The sequence below is a fragment of the Vibrio sp. BS-M-Sm-2 genome, assembly GCF_041504345.1.
Classification (GTDB): domain Bacteria; phylum Pseudomonadota; class Gammaproteobacteria; order Enterobacterales; family Vibrionaceae; genus Vibrio; species Vibrio satsumensis.
Map to the genome: position 1 here is coordinate 2,326,646 of NZ_CP167894.1, position 19,233 is coordinate 2,345,878.

Consider the following 19,233-nt stretch of genomic DNA (forward strand, 5'->3'; position numbering starts at 1 on the left):
AAGATGTGGTTTCTGACAGTCGTCGCTTTTCTGATGTCGGCTCAAGCTTTTGCTGCAGAAGCGATTGATCGTACTCAGCCGTACCAGATGATGACTCAAGTAGCAGAAGTTGCATTTGATCGTTTGAAGAGTGAGCAAGACAACATCCACCAAGACCCAGAATTATTGAAGGTCATTGTGGAAGAAGAGTTGATGCCTTATGTGAACGCACAATATGCAGCACTTAAGTTACTTGGACCGAACTTGAAAGGCGCGGATAGAAAAGACGTGGGCGTGTTTATCGATTCCTTCCGTAAATACCTGGTTTCTTCTTATGCCCAAGTGCTGACTCAATACACAGATCAGACGATTGAATTTGGTCCAGAACCAAAAATCAAAGCGGATAGCCGTATTACCAGTATCAAGGTCGATATCATCGATACGCCGCGACCAAACATCAAGCTTGAATTTAAGCTTCGCAAAGACAAAAAGTCTGGCGAGTGGAAAGCATTTGATATGGTTGCCGAAGGTATTAGCCTGTTGTCGAGCAAGCAATCGGAGTGGAATACTAAGATTCGTCAAGAAGGCATCTTACAAGTTGCTGACGAACTAGAGAAATTAGCCGCACAACCGATTCGTTTTGAGAGTAACAAATAATGAGCCATTCTCAATGGCAAGCACTAAGCTCTAAAGAATATCAGCTGCTCGGTGATATTGACCGAGACAGTGTCCCTGCAATCTGGCGTATATTGGAAAAGTGGCAAACAACGGAATCGAGCGTTGAAATTGACCTTAGCCATATAAATCGAGTCGATTCAGCAGGAATGGTGATGCTAATTCACTTATTAGAGCATGCAAAAAATCAAAACTGTCATATAATGCTCAGTTTCGTGCCAGAACAATTGAGAACGTTGTTCCAATTGAGCAATATCCAGCCAATGATGGCAGAACACATAAAAAATTAGGCAGGAGCTATTTGTGGACAGCACAAAAGTACAAGAATTATTAGCAGAAGCACTGAACCTTCAGGAAATTTTCGTGAAAGGTGAAGGCAGTCATTACGAAGTTGTTGCGGTTGATCCATGTTTTGACGGCATGAATCGAGTTAAGAAGCAGCAACTAATCTACGGCCCACTAATGGAATACATTCAACGCAATGATATCCATGCTCTTTCTATTAAGGCTTTCACGCCGGAAGAGTGGGAACGTGATAAGAAACTGATGTCACTTTAAGGTTTATGATGGAAAAGTTTCGAGTTATTGGATCGGATAAGCCGCTAAGCGGTGAAGTGACGATCTCAGGCGCAAAAAATGCAGCGCTACCAATCTTATTTGCTTCAATTCTTGCTGAAGAGCCAGTGGAAGTTAGTAATGTTCCTCACCTACGTGACATCGATACTACGATGGAATTGCTTAAGCGTTTAGGCGCAAAAGTATCACGTAACGGTAGTGTTCATGTTGATGGCAGCGAAATTAATGAATTTTGTGCGCCTTACGATTTAGTGAAAACAATGCGTGCTTCTATCTGGGCTTTAGGTCCTCTAGTGGCTCGTTTTGGTGAAGGTCAAGTGTCACTTCCAGGCGGTTGTGCAATTGGCGCTCGACCTGTTGATTTGCATATCCATGGCCTAGAGCAACTAGGTGCGACCATTAAGTTGGAAGATGGTTATGTGAAAGCAAGTGTTGATGGCCGTCTGAAAGGCGCGCACATCGTGATGGATAAAGTAAGTGTGGGTGCCACCATTACTATCATGTGTGCAGCAACGCTAGCGGAAGGAACAACAGTACTCGATAACTCAGCGCGTGAGCCTGAGATTGTTGATACGGCTGACTTCCTAAACAAACTAGGTGCTAAGATCTCTGGCGCAGGTACAGATACGATTACTATCGAAGGCGTTGAACGTCTTGGTGGTGGTCAACACTCTGTAGTTGCTGACCGTATTGAAACAGGTACTTTCTTGGTTGCTGCTGCTGTTTCTGGCGGTAAAGTGGTTTGTCGCAACACCAACGCTCATCTTCTTGAAGCTGCCTTAGCGAAGCTTGAAGAAGCGGGTGCGAAGGTTGAAACGGGAGAAGACTGGATCAGCCTTGATATGACGGGTCGTGAACTGAAAGCGGTGAAAATCGTAACAGCACCTCACCCTGGTTTCCCGACCGACATGCAAGCACAGTTTACTCTGCTTAACATGATGGCGAAGGGCAGTGGTGTTATCACTGAGACTATCTTTGAAAACCGCTTTATGCACATTCCTGAGTTACAGCGAATGGGTGCAAAAGCGGAAATCGAAGGCAACACGGCTATCTGTGGTGAAACGGAAAAACTGAGCGGCGCTCAAGTAATGGCAACGGACCTTCGCGCATCTGCGAGCCTTGTTATCGCTGGCTGTATAGCTCAAGGCGAAACTATCGTTGACCGTATTTATCACATCGATCGTGGCTACGATAAGATTGAAGATAAACTGTCAGCCTTAGGCGCAAACATTACACGATTTAGTGAGTCGAACTAACCTAGGTTAGTGGGTTCATGAATTAGTAAGATGAAAACATAAAAGTCGGAACCTTGGTTTCGGCTTTTTTATAGTTGTATTTGCCGCAAGTAAATCTATTGCTCATTTTTGCATGAATAGATGAATTAACTTGGCGGTCGGTGAGGAACAAAATGATAGCAATATTACGTATTTTCGCAGTGGCGATATTTGCGATTCTTATGTTTGTATTTGGTTGTGGCTACTGTTTATTAAGTCCACGTAACCCGAAACACGTATTTACCTTTGGCCGTTATTTCGGTCGCATGTCGAAGATCTTCGGCATGAAGCTAGAGCTTCGTATTCCAGAGGATGCCTACTCTCGCGGCCAACATGTTTATGTGGCGAACCACCAAAATAGCTGGGATCTATTCACGATTTCATCAGCGGTAACGCCTAAAGTGGTGACGGTTGGTAAGAAAAGTCTAGTATGGATGCCTCTATTTGGTCAGCTTTACTGGTTGACGGGTAACATCCTCATTGACCGTGCTAACCGCAGTAAAGCGGTAGGTACGATTGATCAGGTCGTGACTAGTCTAAAAGAGAGTGATGTTTCAGTTTGGATGTTCCCTGAGGGCACTCGTTCTCGTGGTCGTGGTCTGCTGCCATTCAAAACAGGTGCATTCCATGCTGCGATTGGTGCTGGCTTACCAATCATCCCTATTGTGTGCAGCTCAACAGGTGGCGTGAAGCTAAACCGTTGGAACAATGGTCACGTGATTGTTGAAATGTTGCCACCAATCAGCACTGAAGGCTACGACAAGTCTAATGTTCGTGAACTGGCTAACCTAGCTCGTGAGCAGATGGCCGCTAAGTTGGAAGAGCTTGATAAAGAAGTGGTTGAGCTCAACAAGAAGTAATTGAGCAAAACGCTGAATAATAAAAAAGGTTGCCAAATGGGCAACCTTTTTTGTATCTGATAAACACTCAGCTTTATGCTCAGACGCTTACTATAGATTTAGGTACTAAAGACTATTTGCGAACTGCAATAGCTTCGATCTCGATACCTACATCTTTTGGTAGACGAGCTACTTCAACACATGAGCGTGCAGGGTAGTTTGCAACGCCGTGCTCATCGAAGAACTTACCGTAAACTTCGTTTACTGTGCCGAAGTCGTTTAGGTCTTTGACGAATACTGTTAGCTTTACGATGTCTTTTACAGTTAGGCCTGAAGCTTCTACAACCGCTTTAACGTTGTCTAGAGATTGGCGAGCTTGCTCTGCGATATCAGCAGATACTTCACCAGTTGCTGGGTTTACTGGGATTTGACCAGAAGTCAGTACCATGTTGCCAAGGTCAACGCCTTGTACGTATGGGCCGATTGCAGCTGGAGCAGATTCTGTGTGAAGTACTTTAGTCATTGGTTTATTCCATCAGTTATTAGATAAAAATCAATTTTCAGTGTGCCTTCAAATTTTGGATAGGTAAAGAGCAAAATACCCCGCATAGGCGAGGTATTTGATAGTTTTTACATTCGGTCAGTGTTGCCGTATGGCGTTATCTTTCTGTCACGATCTCGCGAGAGAATACTTTTTCGCAATACTTACACTTTAATCGAATATCTTCTTTCTTTTCAAAGATCTTAAAGCTGCTTTCAACCGGTTCATTGTGAGTAATACAGTTGGTATTTGGACACTCGAAAACGTCGTTGATTTGATCAGGAAGTTCTAGGGGGAGCTTCTTAACTACTTCGTAATCTTCGATTTGGTTCACTGTTGCATGAGGTGCGTAAAGAGCCAGCTTGCTCGCCTGTTCTTCGGTGATAAACACATTCTCAATCTTGAGTAGGTCTTTCCCGCCTAGTGCAGAAGACGGCAGATTTAGGCCAATGGTCACGCGCTGGTGAGAGTTGTGCATGTCGAACAGTTTTAGCACCTTGATCCCGATGTTAGCTGGGATGTGGTCGATAACAGTACCGTTTCTGATTGCTTCAACTTTTAATTGAGTCTCTTTAGACATGATATCTTTCCTCTACAGCGTTTCGTTAAGAACAAGGGCTAGCAATGCTTCACGAGCGTAAACACCATTCTCTGCTTGCTGGAAGTAGTAAGCGTAAGGTGTTTTATCGACATCGACAGTAATTTCATCAACACGCGGAAGAGGGTGTAGCACCTTCAGATTATCACGTGCATTTTCTAACAGAGCAGCCGTTAGGATGTATGCTGACTTGATATGTGCGTATTCTGACTCATCGAAGCGCTCCTTTTGAACTCGAGTCATGTACAAAACATCAAGCTCAGGAATGACATCTTCCATGTCCGTCAATAGTTGGTACTTGATTCCCGCTTCATCAAGCTCTTCGCAAATGTAGTCTGGCATCGCTAGAGCTTCTGGAGCCACGAAGTAGAAACAGATGTTGTCGAACTTCGCTAGTGCTTGCGTCAACGAGTGAACCGTACGGCCGTACTTAAGGTCACCAACGAATGCAACGTTTAGGTTGTCGAGGCGACCTTGTGTCTCAGCGATAGAGAATAGGTCTAATAACGTTTGTGTTGGGTGTTGGTTTGCGCCGTCACCTGCGTTAATAACAGGTACACCGTTTGAGAACTCAGAAGCCAGACGTGCTGCGCCTTCTTGAGGGTGACGCATCACGTAAGCATCAACGTATGAAGAGATAACCTGTACCGAGTCCGCTAACGTTTCGCCTTTCTTTGCCAAAGAAGTGTTACCACCACTGTCGAAACCAATCACATCACCACCGATGCGTTGAATCGCAGTTTCAAAAGAGAGACGAGTTCGCGTAGAAGGTTCGAAGAAGCAACTGGCAACCACTTTGTTCTTGATGAGTTCTGGGTTTGGTTCAGCCTTTAGCTGACCTGCCGTTTGAACAATTAATTCTAGCTCTTCACGAGAAAGCTCTGGAATTGAGATGATGTGCTTTTGATAGAGCGAATTCGCCATGATCTTCTTCCCCACAATAATGTATTGGCCATAAAAAAGCCCCCCATAATGGGAGGCTTTAAAAAAGTGCTGAAAAGCAGAATAGACGGCCTGGTAAGCATCTTAGCTTACGAGCAATATTTGGTGTTTTCACAATATTACTATGTGTTATCACAATATTGATTGGCGTCATTTTCACTACTCTCAGACAAATTGCCGAGAATTATACGCTTTCAATTTGTGAGCGCAAGCGATTACATCAAGCTTTTGTTTACTTTCAATATTCGCTATTGGCCCAGTGTCGCAACCATTACCGCTTTGATGGTGTGCATGCGATTCTCTGCTTCATCAAACACAATTGAGTAATCCGATTCAAAGACTTCGTCAGTGACTTCTAAACCGTTCATTCCATACTTGTCTGCGACTTGCTGACCAATCACTGTTTCATTGTTATGGAAAGCGGGTAGGCAGTGCATGAATTTCACTTGAGGATTGCCAGTTAGCTTAATGACATCCATATTCACTTGGTATGGTTTCATTACCGCTACACGTTCGTCCCAAGCTTCAGGGGCTTCACCCATTGAAACCCAAACGTCGGTGTATAGGAAATCACAACCTTTCACGCCTTCAGCAACGTCTTCGGTTAGCGTTATTTTTGCACCAGTGTTTTGTGCAATGGCTTGGCACTCTTCGACAAGTTGTTCTTCTGGCCAAAAGGCTTTTGGTGCGACAAGGCGAATATCCATGCCCATTTTCGCGGCACCGACTAACAGAGAGTTACCCATGTTATTGCGTGCATCGCCTAGATAAGCAAAGCTGATTTGGTGCAGATGTTTTCCGCGGCCATGCTCAAGCATAGTGAGGAAATCAGCCAAAATCTGAGTAGGATGGAACTCATCGGTTAAGCCATTCCAAACTGGCACGCCCGCATAAGCGCCTAAGTCTTCAACGATACTCTGGCCAAAGCCACGATATTCGATGCCATCGTACATACGTCCCAATACACGCGCCGTATCTTTCATTGATTCTTTTTGACCAATCTGAGAACCAGAAGGACCAAGGTAAGAGACCTGAGCACCTTGATCAAAGGCGGCCACTTCAAACGCACATCGTGTTCGAGTTGATGCTTTCTCGAAGATCAAAGCAATGTTTTTACCGTTAAGCTTTTTCTGCTCTGTTCCTGCATACTTAGCTTTTTTTAGATCAGCAGACAGATCGAGTAAAAACTGAATCTCTTTAGGAGTAAAGTCGAGAATTTTTAGAAAGTTACGATTGCGAAGATTAAAGGCCATCTCTCGCTCCTTGCGAATATAGAATCAATGAAGAACTCAGTTAAACATAAAAATGCTATATTTGTGAATATTTATTTTATTTTTTTAACAAAAAAGGCCAATAAATGAATACTGGCCTAGATAAGTTATTGAGTCCGTTTAACTGAGCTCTTTGACTTAGATACCATCTCTTTCGATAGGGCAGCTCATACAGCGTGCGCCGCCACGACCACGGCCTAGCTCGTTGCCAGGAATCGTTAGAACTTCGATCCCCGCCTTGTCGTATTTCTCATTGGTGTAAACATTACGCTCATAACCGATCACTGTACCTGGCTTCACCGTCAGCACGTTGTTAGCGTCATTCCACTGTTCACGCTCAGCTTCGTAGTTGTCACCGCCGGTAGTGATGATCTTCAGTTGATCAAGGCCTAGTGCGCCTTCAATCGCTGAGAGGTAGTTTTCAGCTTTTTCGACACGCATTTCGCCATTTTCTTTAGGTGTTAGGCGCCAAGTGTCTAGATCTTTGCGAACAATCTCTGGGTAGACAGAGAAAGTGTCGATATCCATGTGTGTCATCACCGTATCAAGGTGCATACAAGAGCGGTGTTTTGGTAAATCGATAGCAATCACTTCGGTTGCTTGGCCTGATCTGAATAGACTAGCCGCTAGGTTTTCGACACCTTGTGGTTTCGTACGCTCAGAGATGCCAACCAGTACCGCACCTTTACCAATAACCAATACGTCACCGCCTTCAATATTAGCGTTGTCGTAGTGCAGATCTTCATCACCAAAGTACTTAATGAAGTCTTGACCGGCAAACACTGGGTGCCAGCGATAGATAGCACGTAAGTGGTTTGTTTCGCGTTGACGAGCCGGTTTCATCATTGGGTTTAGCGACACACCGCCGTAAACCCAGCATGAGGTATCTCGCGTAAATAGGTGGTTCGGCAGTGGCTCGATAACGAAATCGAGTGGTCGATGCATTTTAGGCAGCATCGATGATGATTTGATAGGAAGCTCAGAGTAGGCCAAGCCACCGAGTAAGATCGTTGCTAGATGTTCATTATCCATTTGAGCAAGGTAGTTTCTTAAGTCACGGGCAAAAGTCGGCCCATAACGGAAATCTGAGATTTGAGTATTCAGCAACCATTCACGAGCCTGAGATACGGCAAGCGTCTCTACGAGCAGGTCATGCAGCAATAGCACTTCTACGTCTTGACTGCGCAGCGTTTCTGCAAAGGCGTCATGTTCTTCACCTGCGGCTTCAACGGCAAGTACATCATCAAATAGAAGATCATGGCAGTTTGAAGGGGTGAGGTGGGTGAGTGCTCTTTCAGGTCTATTTAGGAGAACTCGTCTCAATTGACCGACTTCGGAGCCAACGTACAGCTTACTCATTTTGCATCCTTACTATTAATCCAGTGTCTATTTATGACAAGCTTGTCCGTAATATGCAAGTTTTGCAGATTGAGTTAATGCAAGGTATTTGGCTGATTATTGGTCATAAAATCTGAAATCCTTAACTTTATGCAGATTAAACTCCAATTAACTGGCTATCGAACAGAACAACGTTTTTGAGGATCTATGCTCAATTCATGGCTTGTTAGAATTGAATTTTGCTTATTAATCGTGATTTTTTATTCACTATTATGCACTTTTTGATAACAAGCTGAGGATTTATGCACCCCAAAAGCGGTTTAGCGTATGCACCTAACGTGACTAATCACGCAAGTTTTATTCAATAAGTCCTAAAGTGTCCATAAAAACGAAATGCTAAAATACACGTCAGTTAATAAAATGTTGAAAATTTGTTTCTGTGATTTTGATTTCACTTTTGAATTGATATTGGCTCAGCGATCTCGTGATAAACTTACCTTTCTAGGCCTGATCTGGGTGGCTTTTCTGGACGATCCGTGCCATATTTCGTGGCAATCAAATTTGATCTTTTCATAGTCAACACTCTGGAGCAGACACATGTCTCACGAAGATGAATATCTATCAGTAGCGGAATTAATTGAATTTCAAAAGGAAGAGACTCGCGACATCATTACAGCATTAATTGAAGATGGTAGCGATCCTGAAGCTCTATACGATATCGAGCATCACCTATTTGCTGAAGATTTCGATGTGCTTGAAAAAGCGGTTGTTGAAGCATTCAAAATGGGTTTTGAAGTGCTTGAAGCTGAAGAGACAGAAGACGAAGATGGCAATAAGCTGCTTTGTTGTGATGCAACGATGCAATGTACTCTGAATGCAGAAGCGATCGATGAGCAAGTTGAGAAGCTTGTGAACCTTGCAGAGAAGTTTGACATTATCTACGACGGTTGGGGCACTTACTACGAAGGTGAAGATGCTATCTACCCAGACGAAGATGATGAAGGCGAAGAGTAATTCTTTCCCAATTTTAAAAAATGCCAGCCTCGAGCTGGCATTTTTTTACCCTCAGAAAAATAAATGTCTTTAAATGCATTCATTCATTATAATGCGGTCAAAATTGATCTGGCTCAAGGAATGATATGCGGTTACTTCTCGATGGTCTTTGGCAAATTTCGCCACTGACGGATCTCTCTATCCCACAAGATGACATCACTTTTCCGGCTCCGTTAAGCTCAAAGCTCCCTGATAGCTTGAGTGAAAACGAAATTGCAGAGCAAGAGTGGCATCTGATGCACGACATCGAAGTGGATGACGCTATGTTGGCGTGCCCACTTGTTGAGTTAGTGATGGCTGGGGTTGATTACTTTGCTGAAGTTCGACTTAATGGTGTGGCTGTGTTTGATTGTGATGGTAGCCAAGCTGAATACCGTAAAGATATCCGTCCTTATATGCAGTCCGGCCGAAACCGTTTTGAGATCCTTTTCCTTGAAGAAGAAGAGAGCCTGTTGCTTGAAGAGGATATGGATGATTCTCTATCTTCACAGGTTGTCGCTAAATCGGATTCTCTATCTTCACAGGTTGTCGCTAAATCGGATTCTCGTATCGGAATCTGGCAAGCGCCATACCTGCAGTTCGTTCGAAACGTCAAACTAGAGCAAGTTGTCACAGAGCAGATCTGGCACCATGGCGGTGGCTGTGAGTTCAAAGTAGATGTTATCTATCAAACGCTAAAGCCAGGGTTAATATCGGCATCCATCAAGTTTAATGGCATGACACTCGTAATGCCGATAGATGTGCGCGCAGAACATACCGGCGTTGTGTTTCAGGTGGAAGCTCCTATGGTATTTAACCTTGAGAAGCCCAACCCTAAGCATCTATACCAATTAGAAGTGGTACTTGATGGGCAAGAAGAGAGCTCTTTTGTTGCCTTGAACCCAACTTCTTGCGTCAGTAACTTTCTACGCTAACTTCGTATATTTTAGCACTATCTTCTCTCGCTATAGCGGCACATTCTGCTTATAACGACTTGGCCATGACAACCTCACAAGCGTCGTGGCCTGTTTCTCCCCAAGCTGAGTCAAGATGCTCAAACCCAAGCTTCTCATAGAGTTTGACCGCAGCACCTAAGCACTCCGTCGTTTCTAAATACATGTGTTGATACCCAAGTTGTTTTGCTTGCTTTAAGCTCAAAGCAACAATTCGCTTGGCTAGGCCATGCCCTCGAGTTTGCGGTAAGAAGTACATTTTTTGTAGCTCACACACATTGGGTTTACCTGCTAGAGGGGCAAAGCCACCGCCTCCGACGATTTTTCCGTTGTGTTCGATAATCCAATACATTGCATTTGCTTGGCTGTAGACAGAGTACATATCATCGAGTGTTGGATCGGCCACGCCATAGCCTTTATCTTCTGTGAGCCCATGCTCAGCCGAAACTTGGCGAATGACTTGTGCGATGCTTGGGTTGTCTTGCGGTGTAATGGATCTAAGGGTGAACTCAGCAATTTTTTCCATGATCTGCCTATGAAAGGGTCACTAATATGTGACCCAATATATGGTGACTAAGCATGTTGGTGCAAACAGAATTGTTGCTGTGCCATTTGGTCACCTGATTTACGTAACCAGACTTTCTCATGGAAGTAGTAAGCAACTGTATTCAAAGTTGGCTCTAGCAAAGCCATCACACCGCCAATGAAGGCATCGCCAGTCAACAAGTAGACAACGGTAAAGGCAACACTAAAGTGGATGGTAGCAAAGCTTGCTGTTTTTAATTTGGTCATCCACTGACGAGCTTTAAGAGCAGGAACTTGAGCCCACGCCTTTTCATGAAAATAGAAGGCAACAGTATTCACTGAGGGCTCAATCATAGCGATTAAGCTACCAATTAGGATGTCGCCTGTTAGTACATAAGCGACACTAAATGCGATAGTAAAATGTAATGCAGCAAAGGTTAGTGTCTTTTTCATGATAATTACTCAATCGTTGTATTGTTTCGATAGACCTATTATTAAGAATTATTATCATTAAGTATAATGGGAAGTAGAAATTAATTTGATAGATGAAACCTATCAATAATTGAGGCTAGAGTGAGAAGCATAGTAGTCAGAGGTATAAAAAAAGGCTGGTCACGAAGACCAACCTTTCTATTTAGAGCGAGAAGTTCGAAGCCTTCTCGTTCACTCGGTTTTAAAGCGCAGCGATGGTCGCTTTTTGCTCTTCAAGCTTCACAAGAGTCTCTTGGTAGCCTTCAAGCTTTTCACGCTCTTTCGCGATAACCGCTTCTGGTGCTTTAGCAACGAAACCTTCGTTACCTAGCTTACCTTCGATACGCTTAATCTCGCCGTGAGTTTTAGCTACTTCTTTATCTAGACGAGCAAGCTCAGCATCTTTGTCGATAAGACCCGCCATTGGGATCATCAGCTCAGATTTGCCAACCAGTTTGGTTGCACAAGCTGGAGTCTCTTCGCCATCAGCTAGAACTTTAATATCGTCTAGTTTAGCTAGAGAGTTTAGAACGATCTTGTTTGCTTCGATACGAGCTGCGTCTTTCTCATCCGCTACTTTGATCATTACTTCTAAGCCTTGGCTTGGTGCAATGTCGTATTCCGCACGTAGGTTACGGATAGCAGTGATGAAAGTCTTAACCCATTCGATGTCGTCAACGATCTCAGCATTGAAGTTAGCTTCATTAAACTGAGGAAGCGCTTGAGTCATGATTGTCTCGCCTTCAACGCCATCTACTAGCGGCTTAACGCTCTGCCAGATAGATTCCGTGATGTAAGGAAGAACAGGGTGAGCAAGACGCAGAGTTTTCTCAAGAACCGTGATAAGCGTGTAACGAGTCGCTTGTTGCTGAGCTTCAGTACCCTTCCAAAGAACAGGTTTAGTTAGCTCTAAGTACCAGTCACAGAATTGGTTCCAGATGAATTCGTAAAGCGTGTTTGCTGCCATGTCCAGACGGTAGTTGTCTAGGTGAGCATTAAACTCTTTCGCTGTAATTTCAAACTGAGATTCAATCCACTTGTCTGCTAGAGAGAATTCCATGTTTGCACGGTCTTCTACAGACTGTGACATGCCACAATCGTGCTCTTCTGTATTCATCAGTACGTAACGGCTTGCGTTCCATAGCTTGTTACAGAAGTTACGGTAACCTTCAAGACGCTTCATGTCCCAGTTGATGTCACGGCCAGTTGAAGCCATAGCAGCAAGAGTGAAACGTAGCGCATCAGTACCGTATGGTTCGATACCGTTTTCGAAAGTTTTACGTGTTGCTTTTTCGATTTTAGCAGCCAGTTTAGGTTGCATCATGTTGCCACAACGCTTCTCTACTAGCTCTTCAAGGCCGATGCCGTCAATCATGTCGATTGGGTCAAGTACGTTACCTTTCGACTTAGACATCTTGTCGCCGTTTTCATCACGGATAAGACCCGTCATGTAAACCGTTTTGAAAGGTACTTGAGCTTTGCCATCTTCGTCTTTCACAAAGTGCATGGTCATCATGATCATACGAGCAACCCAGAAGAAGATAATATCAAAACCAGATACTAGTACTTCTGATGGGTGGAATGTTTTCATTGCTTCAGTGTTTTCAGGCCAGCCTTGCGTGCCGAACGTCCAAAGTGCAGAAGAGAACCAAGTATCCAGTACGTCGTCGTCTTGCTTAAGCACAACAACAGGTGCTAGGTTGTTCTTTTCACGAACTTCTTCTTCAGTGCGACCTACGTAAACTTTGCCATCGTTGTCGTACCATGCTGGGATACGGTGGCCCCACCAAAGTTGACGAGAGATACACCAATCTTGCACGTCGCGCATCCACGCGAAGTACATGTTTTCGTACTGCTTAGGTACGAATTGGATCTCACCATCTTCAACCGCTTTAACTGCTGGTTCTGCAAGAGGTGCTGTACGCACGTACCATTGGTCAGTCAGCATTGGTTCGATAACCACGCCACCACGGTCGCCGTAAGGGACTGTTAGGTCGTGATCTTTGATCTCTTCAAGTAGACCAAGTTCATCGAATTCAGCAACGATAGCTTTACGTGCAGCAAAACGCTCCATGCCTTGGTACTTAGCAGGGATATCTGTTGAGTAAACATCGCTTTCTTCGCCGTTGGTTGTGAATACTTCAGCAGCATCACGGATATCAGCGTTGAACGTTAGGATGTTGATCATTGGTAGGTTATTGCGCTTACCAACTTCGTAATCGTTAAAGTCGTGAGCCGGTGTGATCTTCACACAACCCGTGCCTTTTTCCATGTCTGCGTGCTCATCGCCTACGATAGGGATAAGACGGTTAACAACAGGAAGTAGGATTTCTTTACCGATAAGATCTTTGTAACGAGGATCTTCTGGGTTAACCGCTACGCCAGTATCACCAAGCATGGTTTCTGGACGAGTAGTCGCAACAACGATGTAGTCTTTACCATCAGCCGTTTTAACACCGTTCGCGAGCGGGTAGCGGAAGTGCCACATGAAACCTTTTTTGTCTTTGTTTTCAACTTCAAGATCTGAAATTGCAGTGTGCAGTTTAGGATCCCAGTTTACTAGACGCTTACCACGGTAGATTAGGTCTTCTTCGTATAGACGAACAAACACTTCTTGAGTCGCAGCCGATAGGCCGTCATCCATAGTGAATCGCTCACGATCCCAATCTACAGATGCACCAAGGCGACGAAGCTGTTGAGTGATAGTACCACCAGACTCGCCTTTCCATTCCCAGATCTTGTCGATGAAAGCTTCACGGCCGTAGTCGTGTTTTGTTTTGCCTTCTTCAGCAGCAATCTTACGCTCTACAACCATCTGAGTTGCGATACCAGCGTGGTCAGTACCCACTTGCCAAAGGGTATTTTTGCCTTTCATACGTTGAGCTCGGATAAGCGTATCCATGATCGTATCTTGGAACGCGTGACCCATGTGTAGGCTGCCAGTGACGTTCGGTGGCGGGATCATGATGCTGTAAGCTTCTTTTGATGTGTCACCGTGTGGCTTAAAGTAGCCTTTCTCTTCCCAAGTCTTATACAGAGCTTGTTCGATTGATGTTGGGTTGTATGTCTTTTCCATAGTGCTCTTAAACGGATACTGTGAATGGTTAATCGTGGTCAAACTTCATAAGTGAAGCTTCTTGAATCTAAATCCAAAGATAGCTTTAACTATGAGGTTTGACTATGGATGTTGAATCTCGATAGTTTGTAGCTGATATCCAGCCTGACGGTAAATTTTATACCTTTCTCGAGCGAGTTGCTTAGCTTTTTCTTCGCAAGGGACGAAGTCTATCACCTGAGCAAAGGCGTTCGCAAAGGTTGTATGATTATCGGCCAGATTAATTACTAGCTGACGATTCCAATTATGTTTTACGCCTTGATAGCCAATTTCGATGTTGGTTGAATACTTCGGGCCTTCGCCAACCAAGTTGTGCGCTATAAACTCACTGGGTTCGACTTGCCAGAAAACTTCAGCAATACACTCGGCATGTTCTTTGTCATTACAGTTGAGATAAAGTTTAGCGCCTTGTTTCGCAAAGTGCTGAGCAAGAAACAGCACATAGTGAGCAAAACCATCTTCGTTGGCTTGCGGGCTGTCTGAAGGCACAATGTAAAATGTAGCAGTCTGCATACTTAATACTCGAACTGAAAATCGTGGATATCAATGTTACTTGGTTAACAGGGTCTAACAAATAGCGCTTATTAAAAAAGGGCCCGTAGGCCCTTTTTATTATTTTGAAGATTGCTCTTCAGTCTCTTGGCCGCTGCGGTTCAATAAGAATTGGACTAGCATTGAGACAGGACGACCTGTCGAGCCTTTCGCTGCGCCTGACTTCCAAGCTGTACCAGCACTATCGATGTGTGCCCAGTGGTACTTCTTAGTAAATTTAGATAGGAAGCAACCAGCAGTAATTGTGCCGCCAGGACGACCACCGATGTTCGCCATATCAGCGAACGGGCTGTTTAGTTGCTCATGGTACTCGTCTGCCATAGGTAGACGCCATGCTCGGTCACTTGCTTGCTCAGAAGCATTAACAAGTTCGTGAGAAAGCGGGTTGTGGTTCGATAGAACGCCACTGATGTGGTGACCTAGAGCGATAACACATGCGCCAGTTAGCGTAGCAACATCGACAACACAATCTGGTTCAAAACGCTCAACGTAAGTTAGAGCGTCACATAGAACCAAGCGACCTTCAGCATCAGTGTTTAATACTTCAACCGTTTGGCCTGACATTGTCGTTAGGATATCACCTGGACGGTAAGCATTGCTGCCAGGCATGTTTTCACAACCGGCTAGGATACCAACCACGTTAATTGGTAGGTTCAATTTAGCCAATGCTTTCATTGTACCGAATACAGACGCAGCACCACACATGTCGTACTTCATCTCATCCATACCTTCACCAGGCTTAAGTGAGATACCGCCTGAATCAAAAGTCAGACCTTTACCTACCAGTACAATCGGTTTCGCATCTGGATCCGGAGCGCCTTTGTATTCCATGATAGACATCATGGATTCATTTTTAGAACCTCGGCCAACCGCTAGGTATGATGTCATACCCAGTTTTTCCATCTCTTCTTCGCCAATGATCTTGGTCTTCACTGTCTCGTAATCGTCAGCTAAACGACGAGCTTGAGAAGCAAGGTACGCAGGGTTTGCGATGTTCGGTGGCATGTTGCCCAGATCTTTAGACGCTTTTACACCTGAAGCAATAGCAAGGCCGTGAGAAATTGCTTTCTCACCAAGGCTCAGTTCGCGACGTGTTGGTACGTTGAATACCAATTTACGTAGTGGGCGACGAGTTTCTGGTTTATTGCTCTTGAATTGGTCGAATGTGTAAAGACCATCTTTAGTCGCTTCTACCGCTTGGCGAACTTTCCAATAAGTATCGCGACCTTTAACGTGCAGTTCTGTAAGGAAACATACCGCTTCCATAGAACCAGTTTCGTTTAGTGTGCTGATGGTTTTTTGGATAATTTCTTTGTATTGACGCTCGCCTAGCTCACGTTCTTTACCACAGCCTACCAGTAGAACACGTTCCGAAAGTACACCAGGTACTTGATGCAGTAGTAGCATCTGGCCAGGTTTACCCTCTAGATCACCGCGACGAAGCAGTGAACTAATGTAGCCATCACTAATCTTATCTAATTGCTCGGCTACTGGAGAAAGGCGGCGCGGTTCGAATACACCGACAACGATACATGCGCTGCGTTGCTTCTCTGGGCTGCCACTTTTTACACTGAACTCCATGCGTACTCCTACATCCTGAAGACAAATCGAACTAAATGTTAGATAATGGGTTCTTACTTGTTGGATCCTATAATGGAACTAACCTTAAAGAAGAACGCTAACACTTAGCTAAAAATTTAAAAAAATAAAAGGTTCAACGGGAAATTATAGTGATTCAATCAAAAAAACAAGTTTTGTATAGGTAATTTGAGCGTGATTATTGTTAGATATTTGATCCGCGAGACAATCAAGAGCCAATTTGCGATCTTTTTTGTTCTCTTTCTCGTGTTTCTCAGCCAAAAATTCATCAGTGTTTTAGCGGACGCCTCTGATGGTGATATCCCTGCGAGTCTAATATTGTCGATTGTTGGCTTAAATATGCCAGCGATGGGCTTGTTGATGCTTCCACTCAGTATCTATATTGGTATTTTGCTCACTTTTGGGCGCCTTTACGCTGAAAGTGAAATAGTGGTCATGAACGCCACCGGTATTGGTAATAAATTCCTGATCCAATCTGCACTTTACCTTGCTTTGATTACGGCGACAGTTGCTGCCTTTAACTCATTTTGGTTATCTCCTTGGTCACAAGACAAAGTTGAACAAATGTATGAAGAAGTGGCAGCGGAGAACAGCGTTGATTTATTACCGAAAGGCAAATTCGAAGGTACACCGGATGGTTCTTCTGTGGTGTTTATTGATGATATCGACGGTAATAAATTAGAAAATGTGTTCGTTGCTCAAATGCGCCCGCGCGATTCAGTACTTCCAAGTGTGATGTTCTCGAAGTCGGGAGATGTAAAAGAGCTCAGCGATGGTCGCCAGGTTATCGTGATGTACGATGGTACTCGCCATGAAGGTGTGCCTACACGTCTTGATTATATGGTGACACATTTTGAAGAGTACGAAGGTCTGATCGGTCAACGTGAAGTTGAGAAGAAAGGTCGAGATTGGGAAGCTATCCCTACAATTGATCTTATCGGCAACCCGAATAATAGCGCGAAAGCTGAATTACAATGGCGTATTTCTTTGGTACTTTGTATTCCATTGTTGACCATGCTTGTCGTGCCACTATCTGCGGTAAACCCTCGACAAGGTCGTTTTGCGAAAATCGGCCCAGCAATACTGATTTATCTCACCTATTTCTTAGCAATCAGTGCAACTAAGTCTTCAATCGAAGAGGGCAGTATTCCTGCGGTAATCGGCATGTGGCCAATTAATGCGTTATTGTTATTTGTCGCGATTGGTGCAAACTTTATGGATAGCGTGGCAGTAAGGCGTTTGAAAGAAAAATTCAAGAATAAGAGGTTGGCTTAAGCCGTGTTTAAGATTCTCGATTTATATATAGGCAGAACCATCATCGCAACGACGTCGCTGGTATTGGTGACGTTTGTTGGTCTCTCTGGGATTATCAAGTATGTAGAGCAGCTGAGAAAAGTTGGCCGTGGTACATACGATCTATTACAAGCATTGTATTTTGTTTTGTTAAGTATCCCTCGTGATATCGAAATGTTTTTCCCAATGGCTGCATTGCTTGGTGCTTTGATTGGATTAGGTATGCTTGCTGCGAGTTCTGAACTGGTAGTAATGCAGGCGGCAGGCTTCTCTAAGTTAGATATCGGCCTATCGGTACTTAAAACCGCTATTCCACTGATGATCGTGGTGACATTGCTTGGTCAATGGGGTGCGCCGCAAGCGCAGAAGATGGCTCGTGATTTAAGAACAATCTCTATTGCTGGTGGCAATATTATCTCGACGCAAAGTGGTGTCTGGGCTCGTGATGCTAATGACTTCATCTTCATTGTTAAAATCGATGATCAGAAGTTATATGGCATGAATATGTGGCGCTTTGATGAGAACAAGGCTCTAAAGACTGCTATTTACTCTGAGGAAGTGGATTACGTTGGAGATAACGTGTGGACTATGAAGAATGTAGAGATCACGTCTTTTGAAAACGAACTTCAAATTACCAAAGAAAGTTTACCAACTTATTCTTGGGAGACTTCTCTCGCTCCAGATAAGCTCGCGATAGTAACGGTTAAACCAGAAGAGTTGTCGTTAAGTGGATTGTATGATTATGTTTCTTACCTCAAAGCTTCAGAGCAAGATGCATCACGTTATGAACTGGCATTATGGAGAAAGATAACTCAGCCAATTTCGATCGCAGTTATGATGTTGATGGCACTGTCGTTTATCTTTGGTCCTCTGCGTAGTGTAACCATGGGCGCGAGAATACTGTCAGGTGTTATTGCTGGCTTTACCTTCTATATATCCAGTGAGTTCTTTGGCCCGGTGAGTTTGGTTTATCAAATACCGCCCGCCTTTGGCGCAATAGCCCCGAGCGTAGTGTTCCTTGGAATAGCCATCATGCTCTTGAGGCGAAAACTGTAACTAGAAAAAAGGAAGGCTAACGCCTTCCTTTTTTGATCTTAATTGGAGCTAACTTAAATCACGCTATCGTGCTTGTGGTAACACAACGACTTCGGTCTTTGCCCAGATATCGTGAAAGCCACGTTTTTGAGGATCGAATGGAACACACAAGTTTGCCAATCCAAAACCTGAAGTACCTAAGCGAATTAGCGCCTGAGTTACTGTGATAGCTGAGCCATCTTTGTTTTGAACGCGCAGCTTCCAAGCTCTCATACCGAGAGTTTGACCTGCTCTAGTCCAGAAAAACACAAAGAAATAGACCCAAACGGCCACCAAGTAAAAGGTGTATGCAGGGCTCCAAATCGGATGGTTGGTTAAGAAGTCACTAACATCGGCATAACCGCTGTGGTTAAAAATGCCGAGAGCCATGAGCGCGTGCAGTAGAGCGACAATGACGCCAGCCGCCAACATTTCAATAGCGATTACGATCAGAGCGTCATAGAACAAGGCACCAAATCGGCGCATGACTCCTGCTGGTGGCAGAGTGTTTGTTGATGTCATGTGTTATTACTTCTTTAAAAATTGAGGCGTCAGAATATAGTTTAAGGCTTAGCCTGAAAAGAGA

20 protein-coding genes are annotated in these 19,233 nt (G+C 44.2%); 9 read left to right on the forward strand and 11 right to left on the reverse strand.

The window, feature by feature from the left end; translation table 11 throughout:
- The first annotated feature begins 3 nt into the window (after positions 1-3).
- The 5 genes from AB8613_RS10675 to AB8613_RS10695 all read left to right on the forward strand — a co-directional run bounded on the left by AB8613_RS10675 (position 4) and on the right by AB8613_RS10695 (position 3,364).
- Positions 4-636 carry an ABC transporter substrate-binding protein gene (locus AB8613_RS10675; protein WP_372384818.1) on the forward strand — a complete coding sequence of 211 codons (633 nt, stop codon included), beginning with the start codon at positions 4-6 and terminating at the stop codon, positions 634-636.
- Complete coding sequence (locus AB8613_RS10680; protein WP_004735315.1) at positions 636-944, forward strand: lipid asymmetry maintenance protein MlaB; 309 nt, start codon at positions 636-638, stop codon at positions 942-944. The genes AB8613_RS10675 and AB8613_RS10680 overlap by 1 nt, the downstream gene beginning before the upstream one ends.
- A gap of 13 nt (positions 945-957) precedes the next feature.
- Positions 958-1,212, forward strand: a complete 255-nt coding sequence (gene ibaG / locus AB8613_RS10685) for a BolA family iron metabolism protein IbaG (protein WP_017058924.1) — start codon at positions 958-960, stop codon at positions 1,210-1,212.
- Positions 1,213-1,220: 8 nt separating this feature from the next.
- A complete protein-coding gene (murA, locus tag AB8613_RS10690; RefSeq protein ID WP_017058925.1) occupies positions 1,221-2,486 on the forward strand; it encodes a UDP-N-acetylglucosamine 1-carboxyvinyltransferase in 1,266 nt (421 codons plus the stop codon).
- Between the two features lie 152 nt (positions 2,487-2,638).
- Positions 2,639-3,364, forward strand: coding sequence for a 1-acylglycerol-3-phosphate O-acyltransferase (locus tag AB8613_RS10695; RefSeq protein WP_017058926.1), 726 nt, complete (start codon positions 2,639-2,641; stop codon positions 3,362-3,364).
- A 112-nt stretch (positions 3,365-3,476) separates the two neighbouring features.
- Here the strand turns inward: AB8613_RS10695 and AB8613_RS10700 are convergent, their stop codons facing one another.
- The 5 genes from AB8613_RS10700 to arcA all read right to left on the reverse strand — a co-directional run bounded on the left by AB8613_RS10700 (position 3,477) and on the right by arcA (position 8,054).
- Complete coding sequence (locus tag AB8613_RS10700) at positions 3,477-3,866, reverse strand: RidA family protein (RefSeq protein WP_004738682.1); 390 nt, start codon at positions 3,864-3,866, stop codon at positions 3,477-3,479.
- A 136-nt stretch (positions 3,867-4,002) separates the two neighbouring features.
- Positions 4,003-4,464 carry an aspartate carbamoyltransferase regulatory subunit gene (gene pyrI / locus AB8613_RS10705; RefSeq protein ID WP_285953145.1) on the reverse strand — a complete coding sequence of 154 codons (462 nt, stop codon included), beginning with the start codon at positions 4,462-4,464 and terminating at the stop codon, positions 4,003-4,005.
- A gap of 12 nt (positions 4,465-4,476) precedes the next feature.
- Entirely contained in the window at positions 4,477-5,406 is a 930-nt protein-coding gene (gene pyrB, locus AB8613_RS10710; RefSeq protein WP_004738679.1) for an aspartate carbamoyltransferase, read from the reverse strand.
- Between the two features lie 266 nt (positions 5,407-5,672).
- Positions 5,673-6,677, reverse strand: coding sequence for an ornithine carbamoyltransferase (locus AB8613_RS10715; protein WP_372383811.1), 1,005 nt, complete (start codon positions 6,675-6,677; stop codon positions 5,673-5,675).
- A gap of 156 nt (positions 6,678-6,833) precedes the next feature.
- The gene (arcA, locus tag AB8613_RS10720; protein WP_019821481.1) at positions 6,834-8,054 is read right to left on the reverse strand and encodes an arginine deiminase; all 1,221 of its coding nucleotides are present in this window, start codon (positions 8,052-8,054) and stop codon (positions 6,834-6,836) included.
- 576 nt (positions 8,055-8,630) lie between these two features.
- On the opposite strand from arcA, the gene rraB reads away from it, so the two are divergent.
- Together rraB and AB8613_RS10730 are read left to right on the forward strand one after the other, a co-directional pair.
- Positions 8,631-9,047, forward strand: a complete 417-nt coding sequence (rraB, locus tag AB8613_RS10725; RefSeq protein ID WP_017058930.1) for a ribonuclease E inhibitor RraB — start codon at positions 8,631-8,633, stop codon at positions 9,045-9,047.
- Positions 9,048-9,172: 125 nt separating this feature from the next.
- Positions 9,173-10,000, forward strand: coding sequence for a hypothetical protein (locus AB8613_RS10730; protein ID WP_372383812.1), 828 nt, complete (start codon positions 9,173-9,175; stop codon positions 9,998-10,000).
- Positions 10,001-10,049: 49 nt separating this feature from the next.
- On the opposite strand, the gene AB8613_RS10735 is transcribed toward AB8613_RS10730, so the two are convergent.
- From AB8613_RS10735 to pepA, 5 genes are all read right to left on the reverse strand, one after another.
- Positions 10,050-10,544, reverse strand: coding sequence for a GNAT family N-acetyltransferase (locus AB8613_RS10735; RefSeq protein WP_136979705.1), 495 nt, complete (start codon positions 10,542-10,544; stop codon positions 10,050-10,052).
- A gap of 47 nt (positions 10,545-10,591) precedes the next feature.
- A complete protein-coding gene (locus AB8613_RS10740; RefSeq protein WP_017058933.1) occupies positions 10,592-10,996 on the reverse strand; it encodes a DUF2061 domain-containing protein in 405 nt (134 codons plus the stop codon).
- A 220-nt stretch (positions 10,997-11,216) separates the two neighbouring features.
- Positions 11,217-14,090 carry a valine--tRNA ligase gene (locus AB8613_RS10745; RefSeq protein WP_372383813.1) on the reverse strand — a complete coding sequence of 958 codons (2,874 nt, stop codon included), beginning with the start codon at positions 14,088-14,090 and terminating at the stop codon, positions 11,217-11,219.
- A 102-nt stretch (positions 14,091-14,192) separates the two neighbouring features.
- Positions 14,193-14,642 (reverse strand): DNA polymerase III subunit chi, encoded by a 450-nt coding sequence (locus tag AB8613_RS10750; RefSeq protein WP_372383814.1) that lies wholly within the window; start codon positions 14,640-14,642, stop codon positions 14,193-14,195.
- Between the two features lie 99 nt (positions 14,643-14,741).
- Positions 14,742-16,262 (reverse strand): leucyl aminopeptidase, encoded by a 1,521-nt coding sequence (gene pepA, locus AB8613_RS10755; RefSeq protein WP_017058936.1) that lies wholly within the window; start codon positions 16,260-16,262, stop codon positions 14,742-14,744.
- Positions 16,263-16,454: 192 nt separating this feature from the next.
- On the opposite strand from pepA, the gene lptF reads away from it, so the two are divergent.
- Both lptF and lptG read left to right on the forward strand, forming a co-directional pair.
- Complete coding sequence (lptF, locus tag AB8613_RS10760; RefSeq protein ID WP_146489810.1) at positions 16,455-17,555, forward strand: LPS export ABC transporter permease LptF; 1,101 nt, start codon at positions 16,455-16,457, stop codon at positions 17,553-17,555.
- A 3-nt stretch (positions 17,556-17,558) separates the two neighbouring features.
- Positions 17,559-18,629 carry an LPS export ABC transporter permease LptG gene (gene lptG, locus AB8613_RS10765; RefSeq protein ID WP_060983499.1) on the forward strand — a complete coding sequence of 357 codons (1,071 nt, stop codon included), beginning with the start codon at positions 17,559-17,561 and terminating at the stop codon, positions 18,627-18,629.
- Positions 18,630-18,692: 63 nt separating this feature from the next.
- Here the strand turns inward: lptG and AB8613_RS10770 are convergent, their stop codons facing one another.
- Complete coding sequence (locus AB8613_RS10770; RefSeq protein WP_048659251.1) at positions 18,693-19,169, reverse strand: RDD family protein; 477 nt, start codon at positions 19,167-19,169, stop codon at positions 18,693-18,695.
- Positions 19,170-19,233 lie beyond the last annotated feature (64 nt).

Coding starts and splice junctions, on each gene's coding strand:
- AB8613_RS10675 (WP_372384818.1), top strand. CDS start 4: ATGTGGTTTCTGACAGTCGTCGCTTTTCTGATGTCGGCTCAAGCTTTT.
- AB8613_RS10680 (WP_004735315.1), top strand. CDS start 636: ATGAGCCATTCTCAATGGCAAGCACTAAGCTCTAAAGAATATCAGCTG.
- murA (WP_017058925.1), top strand. CDS start 1,221: ATGGAAAAGTTTCGAGTTATTGGATCGGATAAGCCGCTAAGCGGTGAA.
- AB8613_RS10695 (WP_017058926.1), top strand. CDS start 2,639: ATGATAGCAATATTACGTATTTTCGCAGTGGCGATATTTGCGATTCTT.
- AB8613_RS10700 (WP_004738682.1), bottom strand. CDS start 3,866: ATGACTAAAGTACTTCACACAGAATCTGCTCCAGCTGCAATCGGCCCA.
- pyrI (WP_285953145.1), bottom strand. CDS start 4,464: ATGTCTAAAGAGACTCAATTAAAAGTTGAAGCAATCAGAAACGGTACT.
- pyrB (WP_004738679.1), bottom strand. CDS start 5,406: ATGGCGAATTCGCTCTATCAAAAGCACATCATCTCAATTCCAGAGCTT.
- AB8613_RS10715 (WP_372383811.1), bottom strand. CDS start 6,677: ATGGCCTTTAATCTTCGCAATCGTAACTTTCTAAAAATTCTCGACTTT.
- arcA (WP_019821481.1), bottom strand. CDS start 8,054: ATGAGTAAGCTGTACGTTGGCTCCGAAGTCGGTCAATTGAGACGAGTT.
- rraB (WP_017058930.1), top strand. CDS start 8,631: ATGTCTCACGAAGATGAATATCTATCAGTAGCGGAATTAATTGAATTT.
- AB8613_RS10730 (WP_372383812.1), top strand. CDS start 9,173: ATGCGGTTACTTCTCGATGGTCTTTGGCAAATTTCGCCACTGACGGAT.
- AB8613_RS10735 (WP_136979705.1), bottom strand. CDS start 10,544: ATGGAAAAAATTGCTGAGTTCACCCTTAGATCCATTACACCGCAAGAC.
- AB8613_RS10740 (WP_017058933.1), bottom strand. CDS start 10,996: ATGAAAAAGACACTAACCTTTGCTGCATTACATTTTACTATCGCATTT.
- AB8613_RS10745 (WP_372383813.1), bottom strand. CDS start 14,090: ATGGAAAAGACATACAACCCAACATCAATCGAACAAGCTCTGTATAAG.
- AB8613_RS10750 (WP_372383814.1), bottom strand. CDS start 14,642: ATGCAGACTGCTACATTTTACATTGTGCCTTCAGACAGCCCGCAAGCC.
- pepA (WP_017058936.1), bottom strand. CDS start 16,262: ATGGAGTTCAGTGTAAAAAGTGGCAGCCCAGAGAAGCAACGCAGCGCA.
- AB8613_RS10770 (WP_048659251.1), bottom strand. CDS start 19,169: ATGACATCAACAAACACTCTGCCACCAGCAGGAGTCATGCGCCGATTT.